General features: G+C 71.9%; 23 protein-coding genes and 1 tRNA gene. 14 read left to right on the top strand and 10 right to left on the bottom strand.

Annotated elements, in window-relative coordinates; translation table 11 throughout:
• Positions 1-7: 7 nt before the first annotated feature.
• Positions 8-1012 carry a DMT family transporter gene (locus ACQEVC_RS07535; protein ID WP_432874441.1) on the top strand — a complete coding sequence of 335 codons (1005 nt, stop codon included), beginning with the start codon at positions 8-10 and terminating at the stop codon, positions 1010-1012.
• Here ACQEVC_RS07535 and ACQEVC_RS07530 read toward each other — a convergent pair.
• The gene (locus ACQEVC_RS07530) at positions 998-2071 is read right to left on the bottom strand and encodes a PHP domain-containing protein (protein ID WP_432874439.1); all 1074 of its coding nucleotides are present in this window, start codon (positions 2069-2071) and stop codon (positions 998-1000) included. The genes ACQEVC_RS07535 and ACQEVC_RS07530 overlap by 15 nt on opposite strands.
• A 338-nt stretch (positions 2072-2409) precedes the next feature.
• Between ACQEVC_RS07530 and ACQEVC_RS07525 the strand changes: the two genes are divergently transcribed.
• Positions 2410-4257 carry a M48 family metalloprotease gene (locus tag ACQEVC_RS07525; RefSeq protein ID WP_432874437.1) on the top strand — a complete coding sequence of 616 codons (1848 nt, stop codon included), beginning with the start codon at positions 2410-2412 and terminating at the stop codon, positions 4255-4257.
• A 72-nt stretch (positions 4258-4329) separates the two neighbouring features.
• Positions 4330-5325 carry an S-methyl-5-thioribose-1-phosphate isomerase gene (gene mtnA, locus ACQEVC_RS07520; RefSeq protein ID WP_432874435.1) on the top strand — a complete coding sequence of 332 codons (996 nt, stop codon included), beginning with the start codon at positions 4330-4332 and terminating at the stop codon, positions 5323-5325.
• On the opposite strand, the gene ACQEVC_RS07515 is transcribed toward mtnA, so the two are convergent.
• On the bottom strand, positions 5297-6301 hold the full coding sequence (locus tag ACQEVC_RS07515; RefSeq protein WP_432874434.1) for a prephenate dehydrogenase: 1005 nt from the start codon (positions 6299-6301) through the stop codon (positions 5297-5299). The genes mtnA and ACQEVC_RS07515 overlap by 29 nt on opposite strands.
• 28 nt (positions 6302-6329) lie before the next feature.
• Positions 6330-6974, bottom strand: a complete 645-nt coding sequence (locus ACQEVC_RS07510) for a M23 family metallopeptidase (protein ID WP_432891139.1) — start codon at positions 6972-6974, stop codon at positions 6330-6332.
• A 316-nt stretch (positions 6975-7290) separates the two neighbouring features.
• On the opposite strand from ACQEVC_RS07510, the gene ACQEVC_RS07505 reads away from it, so the two are divergent.
• From ACQEVC_RS07505 to ACQEVC_RS07490, 4 genes are all read left to right on the top strand, one after another.
• Complete coding sequence (locus tag ACQEVC_RS07505; protein ID WP_432874432.1) at positions 7291-7824, top strand: hypothetical protein; 534 nt, start codon at positions 7291-7293, stop codon at positions 7822-7824.
• 183 nt (positions 7825-8007) lie between these two features.
• Positions 8008-8175 (top strand): hypothetical protein, encoded by a 168-nt coding sequence (locus ACQEVC_RS07500; protein ID WP_203857601.1) that lies wholly within the window; start codon positions 8008-8010, stop codon positions 8173-8175.
• Positions 8176-8333: 158 nt separating this feature from the next.
• Positions 8334-8870: a tRNA adenosine deaminase-associated protein gene (locus ACQEVC_RS07495; RefSeq protein ID WP_432874430.1), complete on the top strand. Its 537-nt coding sequence runs from the start codon at positions 8334-8336 to the stop codon at positions 8868-8870.
• Positions 8867-9427 (top strand): nucleoside deaminase, encoded by a 561-nt coding sequence (locus ACQEVC_RS07490; RefSeq protein WP_432874428.1) that lies wholly within the window; start codon positions 8867-8869, stop codon positions 9425-9427. Before ACQEVC_RS07495 ends, ACQEVC_RS07490 begins: the two co-directional genes overlap by 4 nt.
• A 154-nt stretch (positions 9428-9581) precedes the next feature.
• Here the strand turns inward: ACQEVC_RS07490 and ACQEVC_RS07485 are convergent, their stop codons facing one another.
• Positions 9582-10856 carry a sensor histidine kinase gene (locus ACQEVC_RS07485; protein ID WP_432874427.1) on the bottom strand — a complete coding sequence of 425 codons (1275 nt, stop codon included), beginning with the start codon at positions 10854-10856 and terminating at the stop codon, positions 9582-9584.
• Positions 10853-11509 carry a response regulator transcription factor gene (locus ACQEVC_RS07480; protein WP_318396925.1) on the bottom strand — a complete coding sequence of 219 codons (657 nt, stop codon included), beginning with the start codon at positions 11507-11509 and terminating at the stop codon, positions 10853-10855. Before ACQEVC_RS07480 ends, ACQEVC_RS07485 begins: the two co-directional genes overlap by 4 nt.
• A 131-nt stretch (positions 11510-11640) precedes the next feature.
• On the opposite strand from ACQEVC_RS07480, the gene ACQEVC_RS07475 reads away from it, so the two are divergent.
• The 4 genes from ACQEVC_RS07475 to ACQEVC_RS07460 all read left to right on the top strand — a co-directional run bounded on the left by ACQEVC_RS07475 (position 11641) and on the right by ACQEVC_RS07460 (position 15381).
• Positions 11641-12183 carry a hypothetical protein gene (locus ACQEVC_RS07475; RefSeq protein WP_432874425.1) on the top strand — a complete coding sequence of 181 codons (543 nt, stop codon included), beginning with the start codon at positions 11641-11643 and terminating at the stop codon, positions 12181-12183.
• Positions 12180-13379 carry an efflux RND transporter periplasmic adaptor subunit gene (locus ACQEVC_RS07470; RefSeq protein ID WP_432874423.1) on the top strand — a complete coding sequence of 400 codons (1200 nt, stop codon included), beginning with the start codon at positions 12180-12182 and terminating at the stop codon, positions 13377-13379. The genes ACQEVC_RS07475 and ACQEVC_RS07470 overlap by 4 nt, the downstream gene beginning before the upstream one ends.
• 62 nt (positions 13380-13441) lie before the next feature.
• The gene (locus tag ACQEVC_RS07465) at positions 13442-14158 is read left to right on the top strand and encodes an ABC transporter ATP-binding protein (protein WP_432891136.1); all 717 of its coding nucleotides are present in this window, start codon (positions 13442-13444) and stop codon (positions 14156-14158) included.
• The gene (locus tag ACQEVC_RS07460; protein WP_432874421.1) at positions 14158-15381 is read left to right on the top strand and encodes an ABC transporter permease; all 1224 of its coding nucleotides are present in this window, start codon (positions 14158-14160) and stop codon (positions 15379-15381) included. Before ACQEVC_RS07465 ends, ACQEVC_RS07460 begins: the two co-directional genes overlap by 1 nt.
• 63 nt (positions 15382-15444) lie before the next feature.
• Here ACQEVC_RS07460 and deoD read toward each other — a convergent pair whose 3' ends face one another.
• A complete protein-coding gene (gene deoD / locus ACQEVC_RS07455) occupies positions 15445-16152 on the bottom strand; it encodes a purine-nucleoside phosphorylase (protein ID WP_432874419.1) in 708 nt (235 codons plus the stop codon).
• Positions 16153-16228: 76 nt separating this feature from the next.
• Between deoD and ACQEVC_RS07450 the strand changes: the two genes are divergently transcribed.
• Positions 16229-16318, top strand: a tRNA-Ser gene (locus ACQEVC_RS07450).
• 133 nt (positions 16319-16451) lie between these two features.
• On the opposite strand, the gene ACQEVC_RS07445 is transcribed toward ACQEVC_RS07450, so the two are convergent.
• Positions 16452-17960, bottom strand: a complete 1509-nt coding sequence (locus tag ACQEVC_RS07445; protein ID WP_432874417.1) for an alkaline phosphatase family protein — start codon at positions 17958-17960, stop codon at positions 16452-16454.
• 497 nt (positions 17961-18457) lie between these two features.
• On the opposite strand from ACQEVC_RS07445, the gene ACQEVC_RS07440 reads away from it, so the two are divergent.
• A complete protein-coding gene (locus ACQEVC_RS07440; protein ID WP_318396919.1) occupies positions 18458-18598 on the top strand; it encodes a hypothetical protein in 141 nt (46 codons plus the stop codon).
• A gap of 80 nt (positions 18599-18678) precedes the next feature.
• Here the strand turns inward: ACQEVC_RS07440 and ACQEVC_RS07435 are convergent, their stop codons facing one another.
• Positions 18679-20049 (bottom strand): glycoside hydrolase family 18 protein, encoded by a 1371-nt coding sequence (locus ACQEVC_RS07435; RefSeq protein WP_432874415.1) that lies wholly within the window; start codon positions 20047-20049, stop codon positions 18679-18681.
• A 234-nt stretch (positions 20050-20283) separates the two neighbouring features.
• Here ACQEVC_RS07435 and ACQEVC_RS07430 point away from each other — a divergent pair, with 234 nt between their 5' ends.
• Positions 20284-20979 carry a hypothetical protein gene (locus ACQEVC_RS07430; RefSeq protein WP_432874413.1) on the top strand — a complete coding sequence of 232 codons (696 nt, stop codon included), beginning with the start codon at positions 20284-20286 and terminating at the stop codon, positions 20977-20979.
• Between the two features lie 323 nt (positions 20980-21302).
• Here ACQEVC_RS07430 and ACQEVC_RS07425 read toward each other — a convergent pair whose 3' ends face one another.
• Entirely contained in the window at positions 21303-21953 is a 651-nt protein-coding gene (locus tag ACQEVC_RS07425; protein WP_432874411.1) for a flavin reductase family protein, read from the bottom strand.
• Positions 21954-22017: 64 nt separating this feature from the next.
• Positions 22018-22749, bottom strand: a complete 732-nt coding sequence (locus tag ACQEVC_RS07420; RefSeq protein WP_432874410.1) for a hypothetical protein — start codon at positions 22747-22749, stop codon at positions 22018-22020.
• Positions 22750-22774: the final 25 nt, after the last annotated feature.

The following is a 22774-nucleotide window of genomic DNA, read 5'->3' as shown; positions in this document are numbered from 1 at the left end:
CGAGACAATGTCGTACTCCTGGCCCAGAGTGTCAGGGGTGACTGCCGCTACCACTCCTGACAAGTCCGCCCTCAAGTCGTGGTTGCCGGGCTTTTTCGCCCTCGGCGCGATCTGGGGATCGAGCTTCCTCTTCATCAAGGTCGGCATCCGGGAGATGCACCCGGTCTACGTCACCCTCGGCCGGGTCGGCGCGGGAGCGGTCACCCTGCTGATCGTGCTGGCGGTGCTCCGCGACCGGCTGCCCCGGGACCCGATGCTGTGGCTGCACACCGCGCTCTACTCGGCGATCGGCGTCGCCCTGCCGTTCACCCTCTTCGGCTACGGCGAGCAGCGGGTCTCCTCGATGCTCGCCGGCATCTGGAACGCGACCACCCCACTGGTGGTGCTCCCGCTGGCGGTGCTGGTGTTCCGGACCGAGCGGATGACCGTACGCCGGGGGGTGGGGCTCGGGCTGGGCTTCGTCGGGGTGCTGGTGGTGCTGGGCGTCTGGCAGGGCCTCGGCGGTGCGCACTTCACCGGCCAACTGCTCTGTTTCGCTGCGGCGGCGTGTTACGGCGTGGCCATCCCGTACCAGAAGAGGTTCGTCGCGGGTCGGACCGAGTCCGGCCTGTCACTCTCGGCGGCGCAGTTGCTGATGGCGACGGCGCAGCTCACGATCGCCGCTCCGCTGATCGCCGGTGCCCCGCCGGCACCGACCAGCCTCTCCGGCGAGGTGATCGCCAGCGTGCTGGCGCTGGGCGCGCTCGGCACCGGCCTGGCCTTCGTGATCAACCTGCGCAACATCCGGGTGGCCGGCGCGAGCACGGCGTCGACGGTCACCTACGTGATCCCGGTCTTCGCGGTGCTGATCGGGGTGCTCGCGCTGGGCGAGCACCTGGCCTGGTACCAGCCGGTCGGCGCGGCGATCGTGCTGGCCGGGGTGGCGGTCTCGCAGGGGCTGTTCAGCCGGCGGCGCCGCCCCGCCGTACCAGCCGGCATGCCGCCGGAGCTGACCCCGTCAGCCCGGGTGTGAGCCGGTCCAGTCGAGCAGCGCGTCGGCGGACCAGGTGTTGACGACCCGGTCCGCCGGTACGCCGCACCGGGCGGCCCGCTCACAGCCGAACCGCTGCCAGTCGAGCTGACCCGGTGCGTGCGCGTCGGTGTCGATGGCGAACCGGCAGCCCGCCTCCACGGCCAGCCGGATCAGCCGCTTCGGCGGGTCCTGCCGCTCCGGGCGAGAGTTGATCTCGACGGCCTTGTCGTACTCGGCGCAGGCGGCGAAGACAGCGTCGGCGTCGAAGTCGCTCGGCGGCCGGGTACGCGCCCGGTGTCCCCGGTCGCCGGGACCGGTCACCCCGGGCGGCCGGGCGGCGACCATCCGCCCGGTGCAGTGCCCGAGGATGTCCAGGTGCGGGTTGGCGATCGCCGCCAGCATCCGCCTGGTCATCCGGGCCTTCGGGTCCCGCAGGTTGCTGTGCACCGAGCCGACCACCACGTCCAGCCGGGCCAGCAGCTCCTCCTCCTGGTCCAGCGAGCCGTCGTCGAGGATGTCGACCTCGATGCCGGTGAGGATCCGGAAGCCCTCCGGCAGCGCGTCGTTGACCGCGGCGACGTAGTCGAGTTGTCTGCGCAGCCGGGCGGCGGTCAGTCCGCGGGCCACGGTCAGCCGGGGCGAGTGGTCGGTCAGTACCAGGTATTCGTGCCCCAGCTCGACGGCGGCGAGCGCCATCTCCTCGATCGGCGAACCCCCGTCCGACCAGTCGGAGTGGGTGTGGCAGTCGCCGCGCAGCGCCGCCCGCAGCGCGGCGGCCTCCTCGTCCAGGTCGAGGCCCTCGGTGGCCAGCAACCGGCGCAGATAGACCGGTTCCTCGCCGCGCAGCGACTCGGTGACGGTCCGCGCGGTCACGTCGCCGACCCCGGAGAGTTCGGTCAGGGTGCCGGCCTCGGCCCGGGTCGCCAGCTCCTCGGCGGGCAGCTCGGCGAGGGTCTTGGCGGCCGACCGGAACGCCTTGACCCGGAAGCTGGCCTCGTTCGCCCGTTCCAGCAAGAAGGCGATCCGACGCAGGTCGGCCAGCGGGTCCCGCCCGGTCATGCCGTCTCCTCGGTCCGCTCGGTCACGTCGCCTCCCCGCTCCACCCGCTCGTCCCAGACCAGGCTGCCCGCTCACCCCAGAGCAGGCTTGACCGGTCCCTCCCGGACCACGCTGCCCGGTCCTCCCTGACCACGCTGCCCGGTCATCGTCGACCAGGTCCACCCGGTCGTGCGTGACCAGGTTAGTCAGCGGTCGGCACCGGCGTGGGAACTCGGCGGCCGGTCCTGGCCGGTCGTTGCCACCCGAACGGGGTTGCCGGTGTCGGTGCCTCGTCGTAATGTCCGTCCGCCGCTCCGCACCAGCGGTTGGCGGACGTACGTCACGGGGGAGGACAAATCGTGGTCGCCACTTTCCGCGCGATGGCGTCGGTGGTGATGCTCGCCGGGTTCTACGTCGTCGCGCTCGTCCAGTTGGGCGGCGCGGTGGCCCTGGCCATCTGGCTCAGTACGGTACTCAGTGGCGCGATCGCACTGAAGCTCGTGTTTCCGCTCTTCGTGGCCACGGTCGGTGCGGTCTCGGTCGCGCTCTGGAAGGCCATCCGGGCCAGGCCGGAGCCGCCGGAAGGGCAACCGGTCGGCCCCGACCAGGCTCCCGAACTGTGGCGTACGGTGCACGAACTGGCGGGCGTGGTCGGTACCCGGGTGCCGGACGAGATCCGGCTGCTGCCCGAGGTCAACGCCGCGGTGACCGAGGACGCCAAACTGCTCGGTCTGGTCAGCGGCCGGCGCATCCTCTACATCGGACTCCCGCTGCTCCAGGCGATGAGCGTCGACCAGATCCGCTCGGTACTCGCCCACGAGCTGGGGCACTACTCGGGCCGGCACACCCGGCTCGGCGCGGTGGCGTACCGGGGCCGGTTGGCCCTCGGCGGCACCATCAGCCGGATCGGCCCCCGCAACCCGGTCGGCTGGGTGTTCAGGGGCTACGCCCGGCTCTATCTGCTGGTCGACAACGCTGCCTCGCGACGCCAGGAACTGGAGGCGGACCAGGCCTCCGTGCAGGTCGCCGGCCGGGCCGCCGCCGCGTCCGCGCTGCGTGAGCTGCCGGTGCTCGACGCCGCCTGGGGCTTCTTCTTCCAGCGGTACGTCCACCCCGGCTGGGAGGCCGGGTTCGTCCCGGACGACCTCTTCGGCGGCTTCTACGCCCTGGTCGCCGCCCGCCAGGCCGAACTGGCGGAGCTGCGCGGCAACGAGCCGGACGGCACCGGGTCGCGCTGGGACACCCACCCGCCGATCCCGGAGCGGATCTCGGTGATCGCCACCGCCCCCGACGTACCCCGGCCGGCCGACAACCGGCCCGGGTACGTGCTGCTCCCGGACATCGTCGCGCTCGGCCGCCGGCTTCAGGACCGGATGGTCGAGGTCGGCGACCGCAAGGTGCTGCCCTGGCCGCAGTTCACCCACGCGATGGTCGCGGCGGGCGTGCAACGGCAGACCGACGCCGTCTTCCGGGCGCTCGGCCGGTTCACCGGGGCGCCCGAGCCGGGGCTGCCGGTGCTGTTCCAGGTGGTGCAGGCGGGCCGGCTCGGCGAGTTCGCGGAGCAGTTCTTCCCGGACGCCACCCGGCGGGAGGCGGCCCGCAAGTTCGCCGAGCCGATGGAGACGCTGTTGCAGAGCGCGGCGGTGAGCGCACAGGCGGCCTGGTGGCGGCATTCGTGGTCCGGGCCGGCCGAGCTGGTCGGGCGGGACGGCCGGCCGATCTCGTTCGCCGGGATCGCCGAGCTGGCTATCTCGGCGCAGACCCTGCCCGAGGCGGTCGCCCGGCTGACCGCGCTCGGCATCGATCCGGCGCACGGCCGGGTGGTGCAGCGCCGGGCCACCGCGAACGGTGCCCGGCTGCTCGCCGCGCTCGCCAACATCAAAATCGACGGCGTCGACCACGACGTGCTGATGCTCAACCGCGGGCTGGTCTTCGTCGGCAACCCGGGCAAGGCCGACAAGGGTACGCAGCGGCTGCGGGAACTGGTCAGCTCCGCCCCGGTCGCCGAGCTGGCCGGTCGGCACCAGTTCCTGCCGTTCGAGGAGGTCGCCGGTGCCACGATCCGCAAGCAGGTGCCACTGAAGGCCGAACTCGTGCTGCACGACGGCCGCCGGCTGGCGTTGCAGGAGGCGTGGAGCAGCGAACTGCTGGAGAAGAACAGTCGGGACACCCTGCTGGAGGCGCTGAAGTCGTTCGACGAGCGCTGACCCCTCCCGGCCGGTGGGCCGGCACACTCACCGGCTCGCCGGCCCCGGTAGTGCCGCCGTACCCTGGCGCTCATGCGCACGATCGACTGGGTTGACGGTGCCGTCGAACTGATCGACCAGACCGCCCTGCCGGGTCGGCTGACCGTACTCCGGGTGAGTACCGTCGACGACCTGGTCGCGGCGATCCAGCGGCTCGCCGTACGCGGCGCCCCGGCGCTCGGGGTGGCCGGTGCGCTCGGAGTCGCGCTCGCCGTAGCGCAGCCGGGTGACGTGCCGGCCGCCGTACGCCGGCTGGAGACCGCCCGGCCGACGGCGGTGAACCTGGCCCGGGGCGTACGCCGGGCCGCCGCCCGGCTGCCGGAGGGCGCCGACGCGGTCCTCGCCGAGGCGCTGGCGGTGCGGGACGAGGAGATCGCCGCGTCGGCCGCGATGGCCCGCCTCGGCGCCGACCTGCTGGCCGAACTCTGCGGGGCCCGGCCCCGGCTGCTCACGCACTGCAACACCGGCGCGCTGGCGGCGGTGGTCGGCGGTACCGCCCTCGGGGCGGTGCTGGAACTGCACCGGCGGGACGCGCTCGGCGCGGTACTGGCCAGCGAGACCCGACCGCTGTTGCAGGGGGCCCGGCTGACCGCCTGGGAGCTGGGTCGGGCCGGGGTGCCGTACCGGGTCGCGGTGGACGGGGCCGGCCCGTTCCTGATGGCCCGGGGCGAGGTCGACGGGGTGGTGCTGGGCGCCGACCGGATCTGCGCCAACGGCGACGTGATCAACAAGATCGGCACGTACGCGCACGCGCTCGGTGCCCGCCGGGCCGGCATCCCGTTCGTGGTCGTCGCGCCGGAGTCGACGGTCGACCCCGACACGGCCGACGGTGCGCGGGTCGAGATCGAGGACCGGGGTGCCGACGAGGTGCTGTCGTACGGCCGGACGCCGGCCGGCGACGGCCGACCGGCCAGAGTGGACGGTGTCGACGCGGTCAACCCGGCCTTCGACGTGACCCCCTACGAGCTGGTCACGGCGATCGTCACCGAGCGGCGGGTGATCAGGCTGGATCGGGGAGAGCGGGTCTGACCGCGGTGACCGTACGCCGGTCCTCGGCGACCCGGGTCACCCAGCCACCCGCTCGGCCGAGCCGGAGCAGCGCGTCGGGCCGGGCCGGCAGCTCCACCGCGCCGCCCGGCCGGGGCGGCCAGGCCAGCCGGGCCGCCGAGCCGGGCGTCAGCCAGCGCCGCAGCGCACCGATCGGGTCCGCCGAGCCAACCGCCGTGCGGGCGCCGTCCAGCTCCCGCAGTACCGCGTCCAGCGCCGGGCCGACCGCTGCCGCGTTGCCGCCGCACATCGCGGCGACCAGGTCCGGCCGGGTCGCCGCGACCCGGGTGCCGTCCCGGAACGAGCCGGCGGCCAGGGTCCCGGCCAGCGGGTCGTCGGCGGCGACCGCCGCGATCGCGGTGGCCAGCAGATGCGGTACGTGACTGACCGCGGCGACCGCCCGGTCGTGTTCGGCGGCGACCGCCGGCACCACCCGGGCGCCGATGCCGGTCAGCAGGGCCGCCAGCTCCAGCCAGTCGGCCACCGAGGTCGCCCCCGGTTCGAGGCAGAGCACCCAGGCGCAGCCGGTGAAGAGGCCCGGATCGGCGGCACCGAATCCGGAGGTTTCCCGGCCGGCCATCGGGTGGCCGCCGACGAATCCGGCCCGTCGGTCGGCGCCGCCGCGCAGGTGCCGGTCGACCAGTACGCGTACCGGCTCCTTGACCGAGGTGACGTCGGTGACCAGTCCGGTGTAGCCGGCTCCGGAGAGTTCGTCGAGTACTCCGGCCACCGCCGGCAGCGGTACGGCGATCACCACCAGGTCGGCGCCGGCCACCGCGTCGCGTACGGTCCGGGCGACCTGCCAACGCGCCGCCGGCGGCGCCTGTGCGGCGGCGGTCCGGGCGGTGGCCCGGGTCGCGGGGTCGGCGTCGTAGCCGAGCACCGCATGACCGGTCGAGGCCAGTGCCCGCAGCACCGAGCCGCCGATGAGACCGAGCCCGATCACCGCGACGTCCACGACCGGAACTCTCGCACACCGGCCGGGGCTACGGCGCCTTCGGGCAGCCGTTGTCGGCGCGCCAATCCCTGACCTTGGCGGCCGGTGAGGTGTTCCGCTTCTTGCGCCAGGCGTCCAGGAACGACGCCGGCCAGACCACGCCGCGCCGGATCCACCAGTCGGCGGTCTTCTCACAGGGCGGCGAGATGCCGAAGTGCAGGTGGCAGACGTTGTTGGCGTTGCCGGTCCGGCCGACCGTGCCGACCTGCTGGCCGGCACGCACCCGGACGCCCGCCTCGATCCCGCCGCTGACGTTGGTCAGGTGCGAGCCGTAGTAGCGGACCCCGTCGTCACCGAGCAGCGAGACCGCCTTGCCGCCGTTGTTGGGCCCCTGCGGCCCGCTCTTGCTGTACCGGTCGACCCGGCTCACCTCAAGGATCCGGCCGTCCGTGACGGCGACCACCGGCGAGCCGCAGTTGGCGAAGATGTCGGTGGCCGGGTACACCGAGTGGGTCGGGTGGTAGGCGACGTTGCTCGTCCGCACCGGGAAGGCGTATGTGTGGCTGCCGCTGGTCGTCGGCGGCGGAGTGCCGGGCTTCTTCGACGGCGAGCTGCTCGGCTTCGCGCTGATGGTCGGCGTCGGCGCGGCGGTTGGCGTACCGTCGGCGGCCGCGCTCGTGGCCGGGCCGTCCATCGGCTCGAAGGCCGGTGCGCCGGTCGGCTGCCGTGTGTCGGCACAGCCGGCGGCGAGCGCCGTAAGCGTCACCAGCAGGACGGCGACCGGGTACCCCGGACGCCGGCCGGGCCGCCCCCGTCCCGCTGATCCTCCCCATGGCATCCGGCCATAGTGGCAGACCGGCTCGAACCTTGCCGGCCCGGCGGTCGGGCCCGTCCCGATCCGGTCGGTCGCCGGCCTCCGCCGGGTAGGCTGCGAACCGGGTGGACCGTCCGGATCGGGTGGCGTACCCGGGGGTGTGTGCGCGCACGTGTGGGTGGAAAGGAGCGGGGTCATGGCGGAACAGCCGGCTCTGCAACCCCGGCCCGGCGTACCGCACCCCGGGCTGCACCAGCCCGGCCAGCCCGGTACGTCGGCCCAGCCGGGGGTGCTCCAGTTCGGCACGCCGGCCCGGCCCGGCATGCCGCACCCCGCCCCGCCGCCCGCCGTCGAGCCCCGGCCGGTCTGGCAGCCCCGACCCTTCGGGCACAGCCCGTCCGGCCTGTTTCCGGCCAGCCCGCCACCCGGGCACGCCCAGCCGACCTACCGGGAACCTCATCCGGTACGCCCCGGAGCCGTCGCCGCGGGCGCCGCCTCGGCCGCCGCCTGGTTGGTCGCCTTCGGCCTGCTCGGACACGGCCTGCGCGGATACGTGCTCTGGACGCTGCTGGCCGGCGGGCTGGCCTGGCTCGTCGCGCTGCTGTTGACCGAGCGGGGCAACCGGGGAGCCGGCGCGGGCATCGCCCTGGCCACCGGGGTGGGCTGGGCCATCGCCGCGGTGGCCGTCGCGACCCGCTGGTACAGCAGCGCCGACTGGCCGTTGTGGTAGCCGCCCGCCACCCCGCTGTCCCGTTCCGGATGATCCATACGGCTCGCGCCGCAGCTCGGGGCCGGTACGGGCGCGTCACCGGAGTCTCCGAGAATCGTTCGGGACAGCCGCGCTGAGTGAGGCGATCGCTGCACACCGCTATCGGCCTTGACGAATCGGGCGCGACTCGGCACCCTCGGCGGTATGGCCTGGACAGAGCATCGGCTCGACCCTGACCGCAGCCGTCGTCGGTTGCAGCTCCTTGCCGAGCTCGCCGGGGCGAAGTCGGTGCGGGAGCGCGAACATCCCCGACGTGCCCGCGTCGACCGTCTGCGCGAACTGATTGCCACCCGTCGCCGCCTGGCGAACTGACCGGCAGCCTCGTCCACTTCGATTCCCCGTCCCTCCTTCGGGGCGTTGCGTGGGCTCTGCCGGATACGACCGGATACCGTCACGCGTGACAGAGAGCCGGCTGGGCACCGTGCAGTCGGCGTGATGCGGCTGGGGGCCGCTGGGTAATTGGGGGGACCGTGTCGTACTTCGCTGCGGCGGTGGTGCGCCGCCCGTCCGGCTGGACCGCGACAGAAGTTGACCTGAATGGTGCGGCCGACATCGACGAGGTCGCCGACCTGCTCCGCGACGTCGACCAGGACGCCGAGATCTCCCTGCTCTTCGTCGAGTCCGACGACGCCTACCTGGCGATCATGCGTCTCGACGAGGGCGAGGACCTGCGGGTCTTCGGTTCGGACTCGGCGTTCGCCGAGGAGTCGCGGCTCGGTGCCCTGCTGGTCGGCGACATCAAGGCCCCGGCCCTCGGCATCGACGACGTGGTCGAGCCGGTGGAGCGCGTGGCCGGGTCGACCGATGGCGACGACGAGAACGAACCGGCCGTCGATCCGGACGCCGACCCGGTGGGCGACGCCGACCTCCTCGCCGACCTCGGCATCTCGGCCCATCGCCTGCTCGCACTCTGCGCGCACGAGGGGATGCTGCCGGCCGACGTGACGGCGGAGGTCTGCCAGGTCATCGGCTGTGGCAACGAGGTCGAGGAACTCCGCGAGGCGTGACCGGGTCAACGGGTCGACCTCCGGACGAATCAGACCTGCCCGACCTGCCGCTGACCGGGCGTCGACACCGGCACGAGGCGTGGATGCGACGGGCGCTCGAGGTCTCCGGCGCCCCGCCCGGCCCGGCCCCTGCGACGACCGGCCGGGCGGCAGCGGCGGCCGTCGAGGCGCTGGCCGGGGACGTCCCGGTCGGAGCGGTGGTCTACGGTCCCGACGGTACGGAGCTGTCGAGCGCCCGCAACGAGCGTGAGCTGACCGGAGACCCCACCGCACACGCCGAGGTCCTGGCGCTGCGCCGGGCCGCCCGGGCCGTCGGCGCCTGGCGGCTGACCGGCTGCACCCTGGTGGTGACCCTGGAACCGTGCACGATGTGCGCCGGTGCGCTGGTACTCGCCCGGATCTCCACGCTCGTCTTCGGCGCCTGGGAGCCGAAGACCGGTGCGGTGGGTTCGCTCTGGGACGTCGTACGCGACCGGCGGCTCAACCACCGCCCCGAGGTGTACGGCGGCGTCCTGGAGGCCGAGTGCGCCGCCGCGCTCCGGGCCTTCTTCCGCTGACCCCGCTCGACGCTTCTCTTCTGCGACGCTTCTCCTGGCGACGCCTCTCCTGCACGATGCCGGTCCTCCACAACTCCGACCCGGGTTGTGCACAGTCTGTGGATAACCCGGAACGACTGTGGAAAACTCTCACGTCGCCGACACCGCCACCGGGTCAGCCGGGCGTGATCCGGGCGTGGCCGGGCGCCGCGGCCGGGGCGCCGGCGGGCAGGCCGGGGTAGGGCGCGAGGGTCGCGGCCGCAACCGCCGGTGGGGCGTACTCCGGGAGAGCCTGGACCGGGGTCTCGGCCGGCAGCAGGACCGTGACGACCAGCCCACCCCCGTGCCGGGGCTCGGCCCGGACCGAACCGCCGTGCGCGGTGGCGACCGCCCGGACGATCGACAGCCCGAGACCGAACCCGCGGCCGCCACCGACCCGCTCCTGGCGCAGCCGCCGGAACGGCTGGAACATCGTCTCGACCTCGTACCCCGGCACCACCGGCCCGGTGTTCGCCACCACCAGGGTCGCCCAGCCGTCGACCGTGGCGGTGTTGATCCAGACCTGGCCGCCGGTCGGGACGTTGTGCCGCAGCGCGTTCTCCAGCAGGTTCTGGGTCAGCCGCTCCAGCAGTACCGGATCCCCGGCGGTAGGCGCCGGAGCCAGGTGCCGGTGCACCGGCAGCTCCGTACGCATCTGCTCGGCGACGTGCCCGACCACCTCGGCCAGGTCGATCGGGGTACGTTCCACCACCTGCTGTTCCGAGTCGGCCAGGGTGAGCAGCCCGTCGATCAGCCGTTCGTGCCGCTCGTTGACCGCCAGCAGCGTCTCACCGAGCTGCTGCAACTCGGTCGGGGCGCCGGGTCGGGTGACCGCGAGTTCCAGCAGGGACCGGTTCAGCGCCAGCGGCGTACGCAGCTCGTGCGAGGCGTTGGCGACGAACCGCCGCTGCCCGTCGAAGGACTGGTCCAGCCGTTCCAGCATCAGGTCGAAGGTGTCGGCGAGTTCCTTGACCTCGTCCCGGGGGCCGTCCAGCGCGATCCGCTCGTGCAGTCCGCGACCGGCGGTGCCGGCTCCGGCGATCCGCCGGGCGATACCGGTGATCTGGTGCAGCGGTTGCAGCGCCCGGCCGGCGATCAGCCAGCCGAAGGCGAGGGCGGTCGCCGAGACCACGGCGAGCGCGATGCCGCCCTGGGTGAGCAGGGTCTCCAGCGCGTTCTCCCGGGCCTCGTCCTGGACCTGCCGGGCGAAGATCCGGAGTTCTTCGGCGTTTTCCGGGTTGAGCATCCGGCCGGGATTCGTGCTCGGTGCCCGGTTCAGCGCCACGCCGAAGGTGGCCGGCATCCGCTGTTCGACCAGTACGTAGGTGACGGCGAGCAGCACCAGCCCGGCGAGCAGGAAGAGGCCGCCGTAGACCAGGGTCAGGCGGGCCCGAATCGTCAGTCGTTTCACCGGATCTGATACCCCACTCCCGGCACGGTCTCGACGATCTGCGGATCGCCGAGCTTGCGGCGCAGCTTCATCACGGTCACCCGGACCACGTTGGTGAACGGGTCGATGTGCTCGTCCCAGGCCCGCTCCAGCAGCTCCTCGGCGGAGACCACCGCACCGCCGGCCCGCATCAGCTCGGCCAGCACCGCGAACTCCTTGCGGGAGAGCGCGACGTACCGGCCGTCGCGGTAGACCTCGTGCCGGGCCGGGTCGACCACCAGGCCGGCCCGGCTCAGCTTCGGCGGCGCGGCCGGCCGGGCCCGCCGGGTCAGCGCGTGTACCCGGGCGGAGAGTTCGACCAGCGCGAACGGCTTGATCAGGTAGTCGTCGGCGCCCAGGGCCAGCCCGGCCACCCGGTCCCGGACCGCGGCCGCGGCGGTGAGCATCAGCACCCGGGTTCCGCCCCCGCCCTCCACGATCGCCCGGCACACGTCGTCGCCGTGTACCACCGGCAGGTCCCGGTCCAGCACCACCACGTCGTAGTCGTTGACGCCGAGCCGCTCCAGGGCCGCGTCGCCGTCGTACGCGACGTCGACCGCGAACGCCTCCCGGCGCAACCACTCGGCGACGGCGTCCGCCAACAGCTTCTCGTCCTCGACCACCAGTACCCGCACCGTTCCATGGTGACTCGGTCGTGGATAACCCCGCCGTAAACGTCGACGGTTACGCCCCGGATACGTGCCACCGGCTTGACTTTGTCCGTATCGGCCGGCGAACCGCGCCGGCCCACGGAAGGAGTTGTGCCATGCGCCGACGAATGTCGGGCATCTGGCTGGCCCTCCCCGTCCTCGGCCTGGCGCTCGCCGGCTGCGCCAAGGCCGACGAGGGGCCGGGGGTGGCCACCGCCCAGGGCGGCGCCGGAGCCGGACCCACCGCCAGTGCCAGTGCCGCCGCGCTGAGCGACGAGGACCGCCGCCTGGAGTTTGCCAAGTGCATGCGGGAGAACGGGGTGGAGATGCCGGACCCGGAGCCGGGTCAGGGCGGGATCCGGGTACAGCGGAACCCCGGTGACGATCCGGCCAAGACGCAGGCGGCGATGGAGAAGTGCCGTCACCTGCTGCCCAACGGCGGTCAGCTCCAGCTCAACCCGGAGCAGGTCGAGCAGTTGCGCAAGATGGCGAAGTGCATGCGGGAGAACGGTGTGCCGAACTTCCCGGACCCGCAGGCGGACGGCAGCATCCAGTTCAACCAGGGCAGTGGGATCAAACGGGACGATCCGACGTTCCAGGCCGCCATGGAGAAGTGCCGGGGCGAGTTCCCGGTCCGGATCCGAGGTGGTGGCGAATGACGGCGGGCACCTCCGTGACCGAGACCGGCCCGTCCCCGGACGGGCCGGCTCCGGCCACCACCGCCGGACCGGGCGACGCCACGGGGGCGGTTCCGGCGGCCGGGAGCCGGTCGGGGCGGCGACGCCGGGGCGGTCGGGGCCGGGCGGTGGCGGTGGTGACCACCGCCGCGCTGGCGGTCGCCGCCGGAGTCGCCGCCGCCGTCGGCTTCGGCGGTGACGACCCGGGTACGGCCACCGCCAGCAATCTGCCACCGGCGAACGCCCAGGTCACCCGGCAGACGCTGGTCGACTCGGAGACCGCCGACGGCGAACTGGGGTACGGCGAGACCCGTACCGTGGCGGCCCGGAAGGGCGGCACGATCACCTCGATCGTCGCCGCCGGTACCCGGGTCACCCGGGGCAAACCGCTCTACTCGGTCGACAACCAGAAGGTCGTGCTGCTCTACGGCGGGCTGCCGGCGTACCGGACGCTGCGCTCCGGTGACAGCGGCGACGACGTCGAGCAGTTCGAGAAGAACCTGAGCGCGCTCGGCTACGACGGGTTCACCGTCGACGACGAGTACACCTCGGCCACGGCCGAGGCGGTGCAGGAGTGGCAGGAGGACCTCGGCCTCGACGAGACCGGCCGGGTCGAGCTGGGCCAGGTCGTCTACGCCACCGGCGAGGTCCGGGTGGACAGCACCGAGGCCGAGGTCGGCGACGCGGTGCAGCCCGGCGGCGGGGTGCTCAGCTACAGCGGTACCTCCCGGGTGGTCACCGTCTCGCTGGACGTGGACGACCAGCGGCTGGCCAAGCGGGGCGCCAAGGTCACGGTGACGCTGCCGGACGGCAAGGAGGCGGCCGGCACCATCGCCGCCACCGAGACGATCATCGAGACCGGTACGGGCGCCAACGGCGCACAGGGCGAGCCGGAGACCAAGATCGAGGTGACCGTCACCGCCGCCGACCCGAAGGCGTTGGCCGGGTTCGACAGCGCCTCGGTCGACGTGGCCTTCACCGCAGCCCAGCGGGAGAACGTGCTCACCGTTCCGGTCGCCGCGTTGCTCGCCCTCGCCGAGGGCGGCTACGGCGTCGAGGTCGTCGAGGGCGACGCGACCCGGATCGTGGCGGTGCAGACCGGGATGTTCGCCTCCGGCCGGGTGGAGGTGACCGGCGACGGGCTGGTCGAGGGGGCGACCGTGGGGATGCCGAAGTGAGCCGGGACCGGGCGGCGTCCGGTACCGCGCTCGCCGATCCACCGGCCGGCACCGACGGGGTCGTGGTGCTCGACCGGGTCACGAAGGTCTACCCGGGCGGCGTTACCGCACTCGGTGGCGTCACCCTGGCCGTCCGGCCGGGCGAACTGGTGGCGATCGTCGGGCCCTCCGGCTCCGGCAAGTCCACCATGCTGCACCTGATCGGCACCCTCGACCGGCCGTCGACCGGCACCGTGCACATCGACGGGTACGACGTGGCGAAGCTGTCGGACCGGCAGCTCTCCGCGCTGCGGTCGTCCCGGATCGGGTTCGTCTTCCAGCAGTTCCACCTCGCGCCCGGCGTACCGGTGCTGGACAACGTGGCGGACGGGCTGCTCTACGCCGGCGTACCCCTCGGGGAGCGGCGGCGGCGCGCGGAGGCCGCGTTGGTCCGGGTCGGGCTGGGGCACCGGCTCGACCACCGGCCGCACGAACTCTCCGGCGGCGAACGGCAGCGGGTGGCGATCGCCCGGGCCGTGGTGGGAAACCCGGCGCTGCTGCTGGCCGACGAGCCGACCGGCAACCTCGACTCGACGTCCGGGGCCGGGGTGCTGGCGCTGCTGCGTGAGCTGAACGCCGCCGGGACCACGGTGGTGGTGATCACGCACGACCGGGAGATCGCGGCGAGCCTGCCCCGGCAGGTGCACATGCGCGACGGCCTGGTGCTGTCGGACAGCGCCGCCGTCCGTGCGGCCGCCAGCGGTGGCCTCGCGCCGATCGCGTCGAACGGGGTCGGCTGATGGCCGGGGCGAACGGCGGGGCACGCACCCGGCTGGTACCGGCCCGGATGCGGCCCCGCGACATCCTCCGGGTCGGCGGCGTCGGGCTGCGTACCCGGCCGCTGCGGGCGTTCCTCTCCGCGCTCGGCATCGCGATCGGCATCGCCGCGATGGTCGCGGTGGTCGGCATCTCCTCCTCGTCCCGGGCGGAACTGGACCGGATGCTCGACTCGCTCGGCACCAACCTGCTGACCGTCGCGCCCGGCAACACCATGTTCGGTGACGCGGCCCAGTTGCCGGAGGAGTCGGTGGCGATGATCGGCCGGATCGGCCCGGTCGAACAGGTCTCCGCCACCGGGCAGCTCTCCGAGGCCCGGGTGTACCGCTCGGACCAGATCCCCGAGGTGGAGAGCGGCGGGATCGCCGCCCGCGCGGCCCGGCTGGACCTGATCGACACGGTCGGGGCGAGCATGGCCAGCGGTACCTGGCTGAACGGGGCGACGGCGCGCTATCCGGCCGTGGTACTCGGGGCGACCGCGGCGGAGCGGCTCGGGCTCGGCAGCGCCGGACCGGACGTACAGGTCTATCTCGGCAGTCGGTGGTTCACCGTGGTAGGGATCCTGGCACCGGTGCCGCTGGCGCCGGAGCTGGACCTCTCCGCGCTGGTCGGCTGGGAGGCGGCCGCGTCGTACCTCGGCTTCGACGGGCACCCGACCACCGTCTACACCCGCTCGGCCGAGCAGTCGGTCGAGGCGGTGCAGACCGTACTCGGCGCCACCGCCAACCCGGAGGCGCCGAACGAGGTCAAGGTGTCCCGGCCGTCCGACGCGCTGGAGGCGCAGCAGGCCACCGACGAGGCGTTCACCGGGCTGCTGCTCGGGCTCGGCGCGGTCGCGCTGCTGGTCGGCGGGGTGGGAGTCGCCAACACCATGGTGATCTCGGTGCTCGAACGGCGGGCCGAGATCGGGTTGCGCCGCTCGCTCGGCGCGACCCGGGGTCAGGTACGCACCCAGTTCCTCGCCGAGTCGCTGCTGCTCTCCGCCCTGGGCGGAGTCGGCGGAGTGCTGATCGGCATCGGGGTGACCTCGGGCTACGCCCTGTCCCGGGACTGGCCGACGGTGGTACCGAGCTGGGCGATGGTCGGCGGGGTCGGTGCGACCCTGCTGATCGGCGCCTTCGCTGGGCTCTACCCGGCGATCCGGGCCGCCCGGCTGGCCCCGACCGAGGCGCTCGCCACGCCGTGAGGAGGCGACCGGGTCAGGGGTACGGGCTTTTGCTGTACTCCCGACCCGGTCGCGTCGGTTCCGTCAGGCGACGACGGTGTCGAGGGCGATCTCGACCATCTGGCTGAAGGTCTGCTCGCGCTCCTGGGCGGTGGTCTGCTCGCCCCGCTTGATGTGGTCGCTGACGGTCAGCAGCGTCAACGCCCGCGCCTTGAACCGGGCCGCGATCGTGTAGAGCGCCGCCGACTCCATCTCCACCGCCAGCACGCCGTAGTCGGCAAGGGTGTCGTAGAGGCCCGGACGGTCGGTGTAGAAGACGTCGGTCGCCAGGATCGGGCCGACCCGCATCGCGATGCCACGCCGCTCGGCCACCTCGACCGAGGTACGCAGCAGCCCGAAGTCGGCGACCGGGGCGTAGTCGATCAACCCGTCGAACCGCATCCGGTTCATGTTCGAGTCGGTCGACGAGCCGCTTGCCGCGATCACGTCCCGGAGCTGGAGGTCCTCGCTGAGGGCCCCGCACGAGCCGACCCGGATCAGCGACCGTACGCCGTACTCGTTGATCAGCTCGTGCGCGTAGATGGAGGCGGACGGCATGCCCATGCCGGAGCCCTGGATCGAGACCTCGGTGCCGGACCAGCGGCCGGTGAAGCCGAGCATGCCGCGCACCGTCGAGTAGCACTTGGCGTCCTCGAGGTAGGTCTCCGCGATCCACTTGGCCCGCAGCGGGTCGCCCGGCATCAGGACCCGCTCGGCGATCTCACCGGGCTTGGCGCCAATGTGCGTACTCATGTGAGGTGATCCTGCCAGGTCGCCCCGGCCGATACCGCCGCGACGTCGCCCCGATGCGTCGGGTACCCTTCTCGGCGGTGGTGTGTCCGAGTGGCCTAAGGAGCACGCCTCGAAAGCGTGTGAGGGTTTACGCCCTCCGCGGGTTCAAATCCCGCCGCCACCGCCACTGAGCAGCCAAAACGCCCGGCAGGTCGGAGACGACCTACCGGGCGTTCGGCTTGTGGTCTCAGGGAACCGGCATCAACCTGTTCGTGACGCAAGCCGTCAGGCCCGAGGCAGCCCTGTTGGTGCTGATGCCGTCATCGGTCGTGGCGGGGTGGGACGACGGGTCGGCGTCCGGGGGCCTGGACCGGGGGGACTTGGTGCTCGCTGGGGGGAACCGGTGCAGGCAGGTTCGCCACCTCGTACTGGGCCAACGCCAGGTTTCCGGCGGTGCTGGGCATCGTCGGAGGGTGGGCCGGTCTGCCGCGGAAGCGGAAGGCCGAGGTGAGATCGCCGAAGGTCGTCCTCCGCCAGGCGCTGATGTTCGGACACTCCACGCCCGTCACCCGCTCCAGCAACCGCAGGTTCGAGGTGTGGTCGAACGGCTCACTGCACACCCAGCCACCCGCCGTCCACGGTGAGACGATGATGCAACCGACCCGGAAGCCTGCCCCGACAGGAAGACCGCCGCCGTTGACGCCACCCGGGGAGGTCGCGGTCACGAACTCGTCGGGAGTGCCGGCCGGCGGGGTGGGCGGCGGGACGTGGTCGAACATGCCGCCGTTCTCGTCCCAGACCAGGATGAACACCGTCTTGGCCCACACGTCGGGGTTCGCCGCGATCGCGTCGATCTTCGACGCGATGTACTGCGCTCCAGCGGCGGGCATGGATTGATTGGGGTGCTCGTTCTGCCCGGCAGGGGGGAACAACCAGCTCACGGTCGGAAGCCGGTCGTTGAGCGCGTCGTACTCGAACTGGCCAGGAGCGGAAGGCACCCGAGTGTTCTCGTACAGAGGCGAGGTTGTGGGCGCGTCCCGGTACGCCTGGAAATACGGGTAGGCCTGGCTTCTCATTCCCCCCTCTTCCCAGTAGAACTTCCAGCTCACTCCGGCGTCGGTGAGGTTCTCGGCGTAGGTCCTCCACGTGTTGATGTTCATACGGTTGATGAGAATAGGGCCGCCGGCCGTTCCGTTGGGATCAATCGTGCCGGTTTCCCACATGAGCCGGTTCGGAGTCGTGGACCCGAGGACCGAGCAGAAGTAGTTGTCGCAGATCGTGAACGCGTCGGCCAGTGCGCGGTGGAACGGGATGTCCTGCTCGTCGAAGTACCCCATGAGAAGCGGAATCCTCGACTTGTCGCCCTGGATATACCGATAACTAGCCGGCAGCCACTGGTCCATCTTGCCCCCGTTCCACGCCATGTGCGACGGGTCCCACGCGTAGTCGCCAGCCGTCGGCATCCCTTGCGCCGACGTCGTGCGACTGTCGAGGTGGAACGGGAGCACATAACCATCAGGGTTCTTGTCCGTAGGCTGGTAGAACACGCTACGACCCGTCGGCAACCGGATCGCGTCCGGATCCGAGAAACCCCTCACACCCGACATGGTCCCGAAGTAATGGTCGAAGCTCCGGTTCTCCTGCATGAGCAGGACCACGTGCTCGATGTCGTTCAGCGACGGCCGCCTGCCCGATGGGGGCGAAGCCAGCGCTTTTTGGACATTGGGCGGCATCAGTCCCAGTGCTGCGCCCCCTGCGGCAGCACCCGCCCCCAACAACCGGCGCCGAGTAAACACCGGACCCTGCGAAGACTGAGTCTCCTCGGCCATCAAAAGCTCCCTCACCGCGACGCGACCCGCCCGCAGGCCGCACATCCGACCTGGAAACAGCGAGTTTCGATGCTAGGCCGACGGCTACGAACACAAGATCCGCTCGACGAGAACTCCGGCCTAACACCGGGTGGCGCTGCGAGAACTCCTCACCCAGAGATGTCGCCATCTCCTCCTGGGTGACCGACCGGGTGACGACGGAGGTGAGCAAGGCCGGACGTCCGTGCGGACAGTCGCAGCCGCCCTGCCGCTTGCGCAGCCCGCCACCGAACAGGCAAAACGCCCGGTGGGTACGTAGCGGCGCATCGGGCGTTCGGCGTACCAGGTTCTACCGGTTTCCGTCGTCGCCATCCGGCGCCCTCTCATCCCTGGCGGGCGAACCGGCCTCGCCTCAGCCGGGGGGACGATGTCGGATGAGGAGGTGGCGCACCTCGGTCGCGCCTGGGTGCGGACACCACCGTGTCGCTATGCGGAGGCGAGCCGGAAGGAGTCACCCGATGACCGGGCCGATCAGCAACGAGCGGCGTGCCGAGAACTACCGGAAGCAGACCCGGCGCAAGGAGCCGACGCCACGCCAGCGGCGTCGGCTGGACAAGAAGGCCGGTGTGATCCGCAACCGGCGGCCAGCACGTCCTTGAACGCGGGCGGGCCAGAGCGGACGGCGGGGTGCCACAACTCCTTGGAGCGACGTGCGGCACCCCGCCGTACGGCAGTCGGGTTACGGCGTCCAGAGGCCGAGGTCGATGGTCCGGGTCAGCGTCGCCTGCTCGTCGTCGCCGTCCAGCGACCAGATCATCGCGCCACCCAGCCGTTCCGCGCGGATGTACAGCGTCTTCTGGAGTACGACGGCCGGATCGTCGTACGTCCAGAACGTCGTACCGTCGTAGAGCCAGGCGGTGCCGGCGCGGAGGTCGCGGTAGACCCTGAAGCCGTCCTTTCCGGCCTTGGTCTTCAGCACCTTGTAGTCCTCGTAGCCCGCCTCGAAGGTGGCCGGGGCGGCGCCTCCGGTGGAGGTGCCGTGCAGGCCGTTGCGCCCGCCGGTCACCCCGGTCCAGCCGCGCCCGTAGTAGGGGATGCCCAGCACCAGCTTGCGGCGCTCGGCGCCCCGGTCGAGCCAGGCGTCGATGGTGCGGTCCACCGCGAAGTCCGGCTCGGTGGCTCCGGCCGGTACCCGCAACGCGGACTGCTGGTTGGCGATCGGCTCCCAGCTACCGTGGAAGTCGTAGCCCTGCACGGTGGCGAAGTCCAGGTTCTTGAAGACCTTCCGGACCTCGAAGCCGGCGTCGATCGCGGCCGGGTTGGCCGGTACGAACGCGGTCAGCTCGTAGTGCTTCCGGGCGGGCTTGCCGAGCGCGTCGAGCTGGCGGCGGAACTCGGCGACGAGCGCGGTGAGATTCTGCTTGTCCTCGGGCCGGTAGACCGTGTCGACGTCACCGGCCGAGCCCGGCCACTCCCAGTCCAGGTCGATACCGTCGAAGACTCCGGCGAGCGAGCCGGGCCCGCCGGCGCTGCCGTCCGGGTTCGGCAGGTTGCCCTTGAGGTAGAGGTCGATGCAGGAGGCGACGAACTTCCGCCGCGACTCGGGGGTCAGCGCCGCGTCGGAGAAGTGCGTCGACCAGCTCCACCCGCCCAGCGAGATCAGCACCTTCAGGCCCGGGTGGGCCGCCTTGAGCTTCTGGAGCTGCCCGAAGTTGCCGTTCAACGGCTCGCCCCAGGTGTCGGCGACGCCGTCCACGCTCTCCTCGGCCGGCACCGGCCGCTGGTAGTCGGCCCAGGCGTCGCCCTCGCCCGGCCCGCCGTCGACGTAGCACCGGCCGTCCGGGCTGACGTTGCCGAAGGCGTAGTTGAGGTGGGTCAACCGGCCGGCGGCGCCCGAGTCATGCAGCTTCTTGACGGTGAAGGCCCGGCCGTAGATGCCCCACTGGGTGAAGTAGCCGACCTTGACGTAGTCGCCGCCCCGGCCGCCGTCGTGCGGGGACGCCGCGCCGGGCGCGGCCGCAGCCGGGGGTACGGCGATGCCGGCGAGCAGGGCGGTGACGGCGGTGGCCGCGGCGACGGTACTGAGTCGACGGAGAACGGATCCGCGCATGTGCACTCCTGAAACGGGGGATGGAGCGTCGGCAGAACAGTTAGGAAAGTTTCCGGTGTTCTGCAAGGTAGGGCGGTCGATGTCCGGCGGTCAAGTGTGCCGTGCCGGATCGCACTGAAGATGTAGCGGTGGGTAGTTAAAGAACATTTAGGAATCTGAACTGATCCACTTCGTACCGTCCGTCGTACCCATCGGTGGCTGCAACCGGGCAGCGGACGATCGAGGGAGCGGTGTATGTACAGGCGACGCAGGACGACCAGCCGGGCGCGGAAGGTGTTCCTGGGCGTGGCGGCGGCGGCCCTGCTCGGCGGGGCGCTGGCCGTCGGCACCGGACTCGGCAACGCGGGCGAGAGCTGCGCCGGCCTGGACACCGCACTGCGCAACAACCTGAACTTCATCGCCGGCCAGCAGGCCAACCCGGACGCCCAGTCCGAGGCCCGGATCGCCAACCGGCAGGCCGTGGTCGACCTGATCCAGCAGCGCCGGGCCACCGCCGGCTGCACCGCGGACGTACGCGCGGACGCGCCGGTCCCGCCCGCCGCCCCGCCGGCGGCCGAACCGACCGGGACGGCGAAGCCTCCGGCCCAGCCGCCCAAGGCACCCGCCCAGCCACCGGCCAACCCCGGCGGCGACGACGGCTCGAACGGCAACGGCTCGAACGGCAACGGCTCGAACGGTGGCGGTGAGGTGGTCTGCAAGGGTTCCACCGTCACGCTCTTCAACGAGGACGCCGGGCCGGCCGCGTCCAGCGGGACCTTTCCGATCGGCACCACGTTGAAGGTCACCAACCTGGACAACAACAAGAGCGTCACGGTCAGGGTGACCAGCCCGTCCGGCAGCTGCGTACTGCTCAACAACGCCGCGTTCGAGCAGGTTCGGGAGCCGGGCAAGTTCCTGATCCGGCGGCCGGTGATCGAGCGGATCGGCTGACACCCTGCCCGGGTGGCCCGGTCCGCGCCGTCGGAGTGGTCCGGCCACCCGTCCGGGGACGCCTCCAGTAGCCCGCGTACGATCCGCTTGCCGAAGATGCCGGACACGATCTGGCGTTTCGCCGCTGAATGAACCTTTTTCAACCTGAACCGCGCGGCGCGCACGCACCGCGTCCGACGGTGCGGTCCGACGGACCGCATGGGGAGGTTGAAAAAGGTTCATGGAAGTTCCATTTCCGCCAGCGGGCGCCGGCCGCCGATGGCGTCGCGTCCGTCTAAACGCTGATGTCGCTAGTCGATATCGGACGGCCGTTGTCCCGATCATTATCGGCGGTCAGGCACAGACCGAGTGAGGAACCGGTCCGGCATCTGCCAGCCGTCGGCGAGCCTCGACGGGTGCACGTTGTGGCCACCGCCGAAGAACTCGCAGAACTTCATGATCAGCGGATCCCAGCCCAGCGGGTCGACGTGGTGCGTACCGGGGATGACCAGGGACTCGTCGACGTGGGCGCGGAGTACCTCGACCTGGAAGGCGGTGCAGTCCGGCGTCGGCTCGGCCATCGGCAGCACCGAGACGACCCGGCACTCCAACTGGATCGGGCACTGCGCGACCCGGGGGGCCCGGACCAGTTCGGACGGCTGCTCGGTCAGCCTGGCGAGGGTGAACTTGTCCGGCTCGTACCGGTAGCCCTGCGCCAGCTTGTGCTCCGGCACCACTCGCTTCCCGGTGGTGAGCGCGATCCGGTCCACCGCCCCGACCATCGCCGACGACGGCAGGTTGAGTACGCACTCCCGTTCCCGCCGCAGGTTAGCCGTCGTCTGGCCGCTGTTGCCCAGCCCGAGCATGCCGGACTGGCCCAGCCACCAGGCCGAGGACATCGGCGCGAGATTGGCGCTGCCGTCCTCGTTACGGGAACTGATCAATACCACCGGGGTGCCGAAGTACAGCACCCTGAGCCCGGGAACGATGTGCATGCGGCAACTCTCATCGGCCGGCCGGGCGGTTGCTGGCGGCCATCGGACGTGGCGTTCTGGCAGGTCAGCCAGGGGTTGTCGGAGCCGCAGCCGGAGAAGTCGCCGGGGGCGCGACGAGCCTCAGCACCGTACGCCCGGCGACCTCGGCGGCGACGAACCACTCGGGTACGTCGACCAGCTCCGCCAGGTGCCGGCGCGCCTGGCCGACCGACATCGACTCGGGGATGCCGACGTGTCCCAACTCGACGTTCCGGATGTCGGCCCGGAAGGTGTAGCGGAACTCCTGCTCGCCGATGTAGGTGAGCGCGATCCGTCCCTGCCAGCCGATCCGGTAGCCCGCGCCGCTCGGCTCGCGGAAGAAGTCGACCTGGTGCGCGGCGACCGAGTCGTGGCCGAGCAGATAGATCCGGAACGCCGGTGCGGCTTCCGGGTCGGCGATCGGCAGCGGATCGGCGGTCAGCCGTTGCGGCTCCGGCCCGGCGAACCGGAACGGGCGTCCGGGAGTCGCCGCGACCAGTCCCGTCGCGTCCTCCCAGGTCGAGCCGAGCGTGCAGGAGTGGTAGTTCTGCCAGACGATCGGGGCGAGGAAGTCCTCGACGTCGTCCCCGTCGTCGTTGACGTCCTCCTCGGCCGACTCCTCGGCCGACTCGTCGTCGGCTTCGTCGTAGTCCGCGGTCTTCAGCATGAGGTCGAACCAGAGCCGGCCGTCGCCGTCGAGTCGGCCGGTCCAGGCGAACTCGGTGATGCGGTGCCCGTCCGGCCACGGGTTGCCGGGAAACCAGATCCTGCCCTGCACGGACCGGACCCTACCGCCGACCGGC

It is taken from the genome of Plantactinospora sp. CA-294935 (genome assembly GCF_050936445.1).
Lineage (GTDB): Bacteria > Actinomycetota > Actinomycetes > Mycobacteriales > Micromonosporaceae > Plantactinospora.
This window is presented reverse-complemented; position numbering and strand designations above follow the sequence as displayed.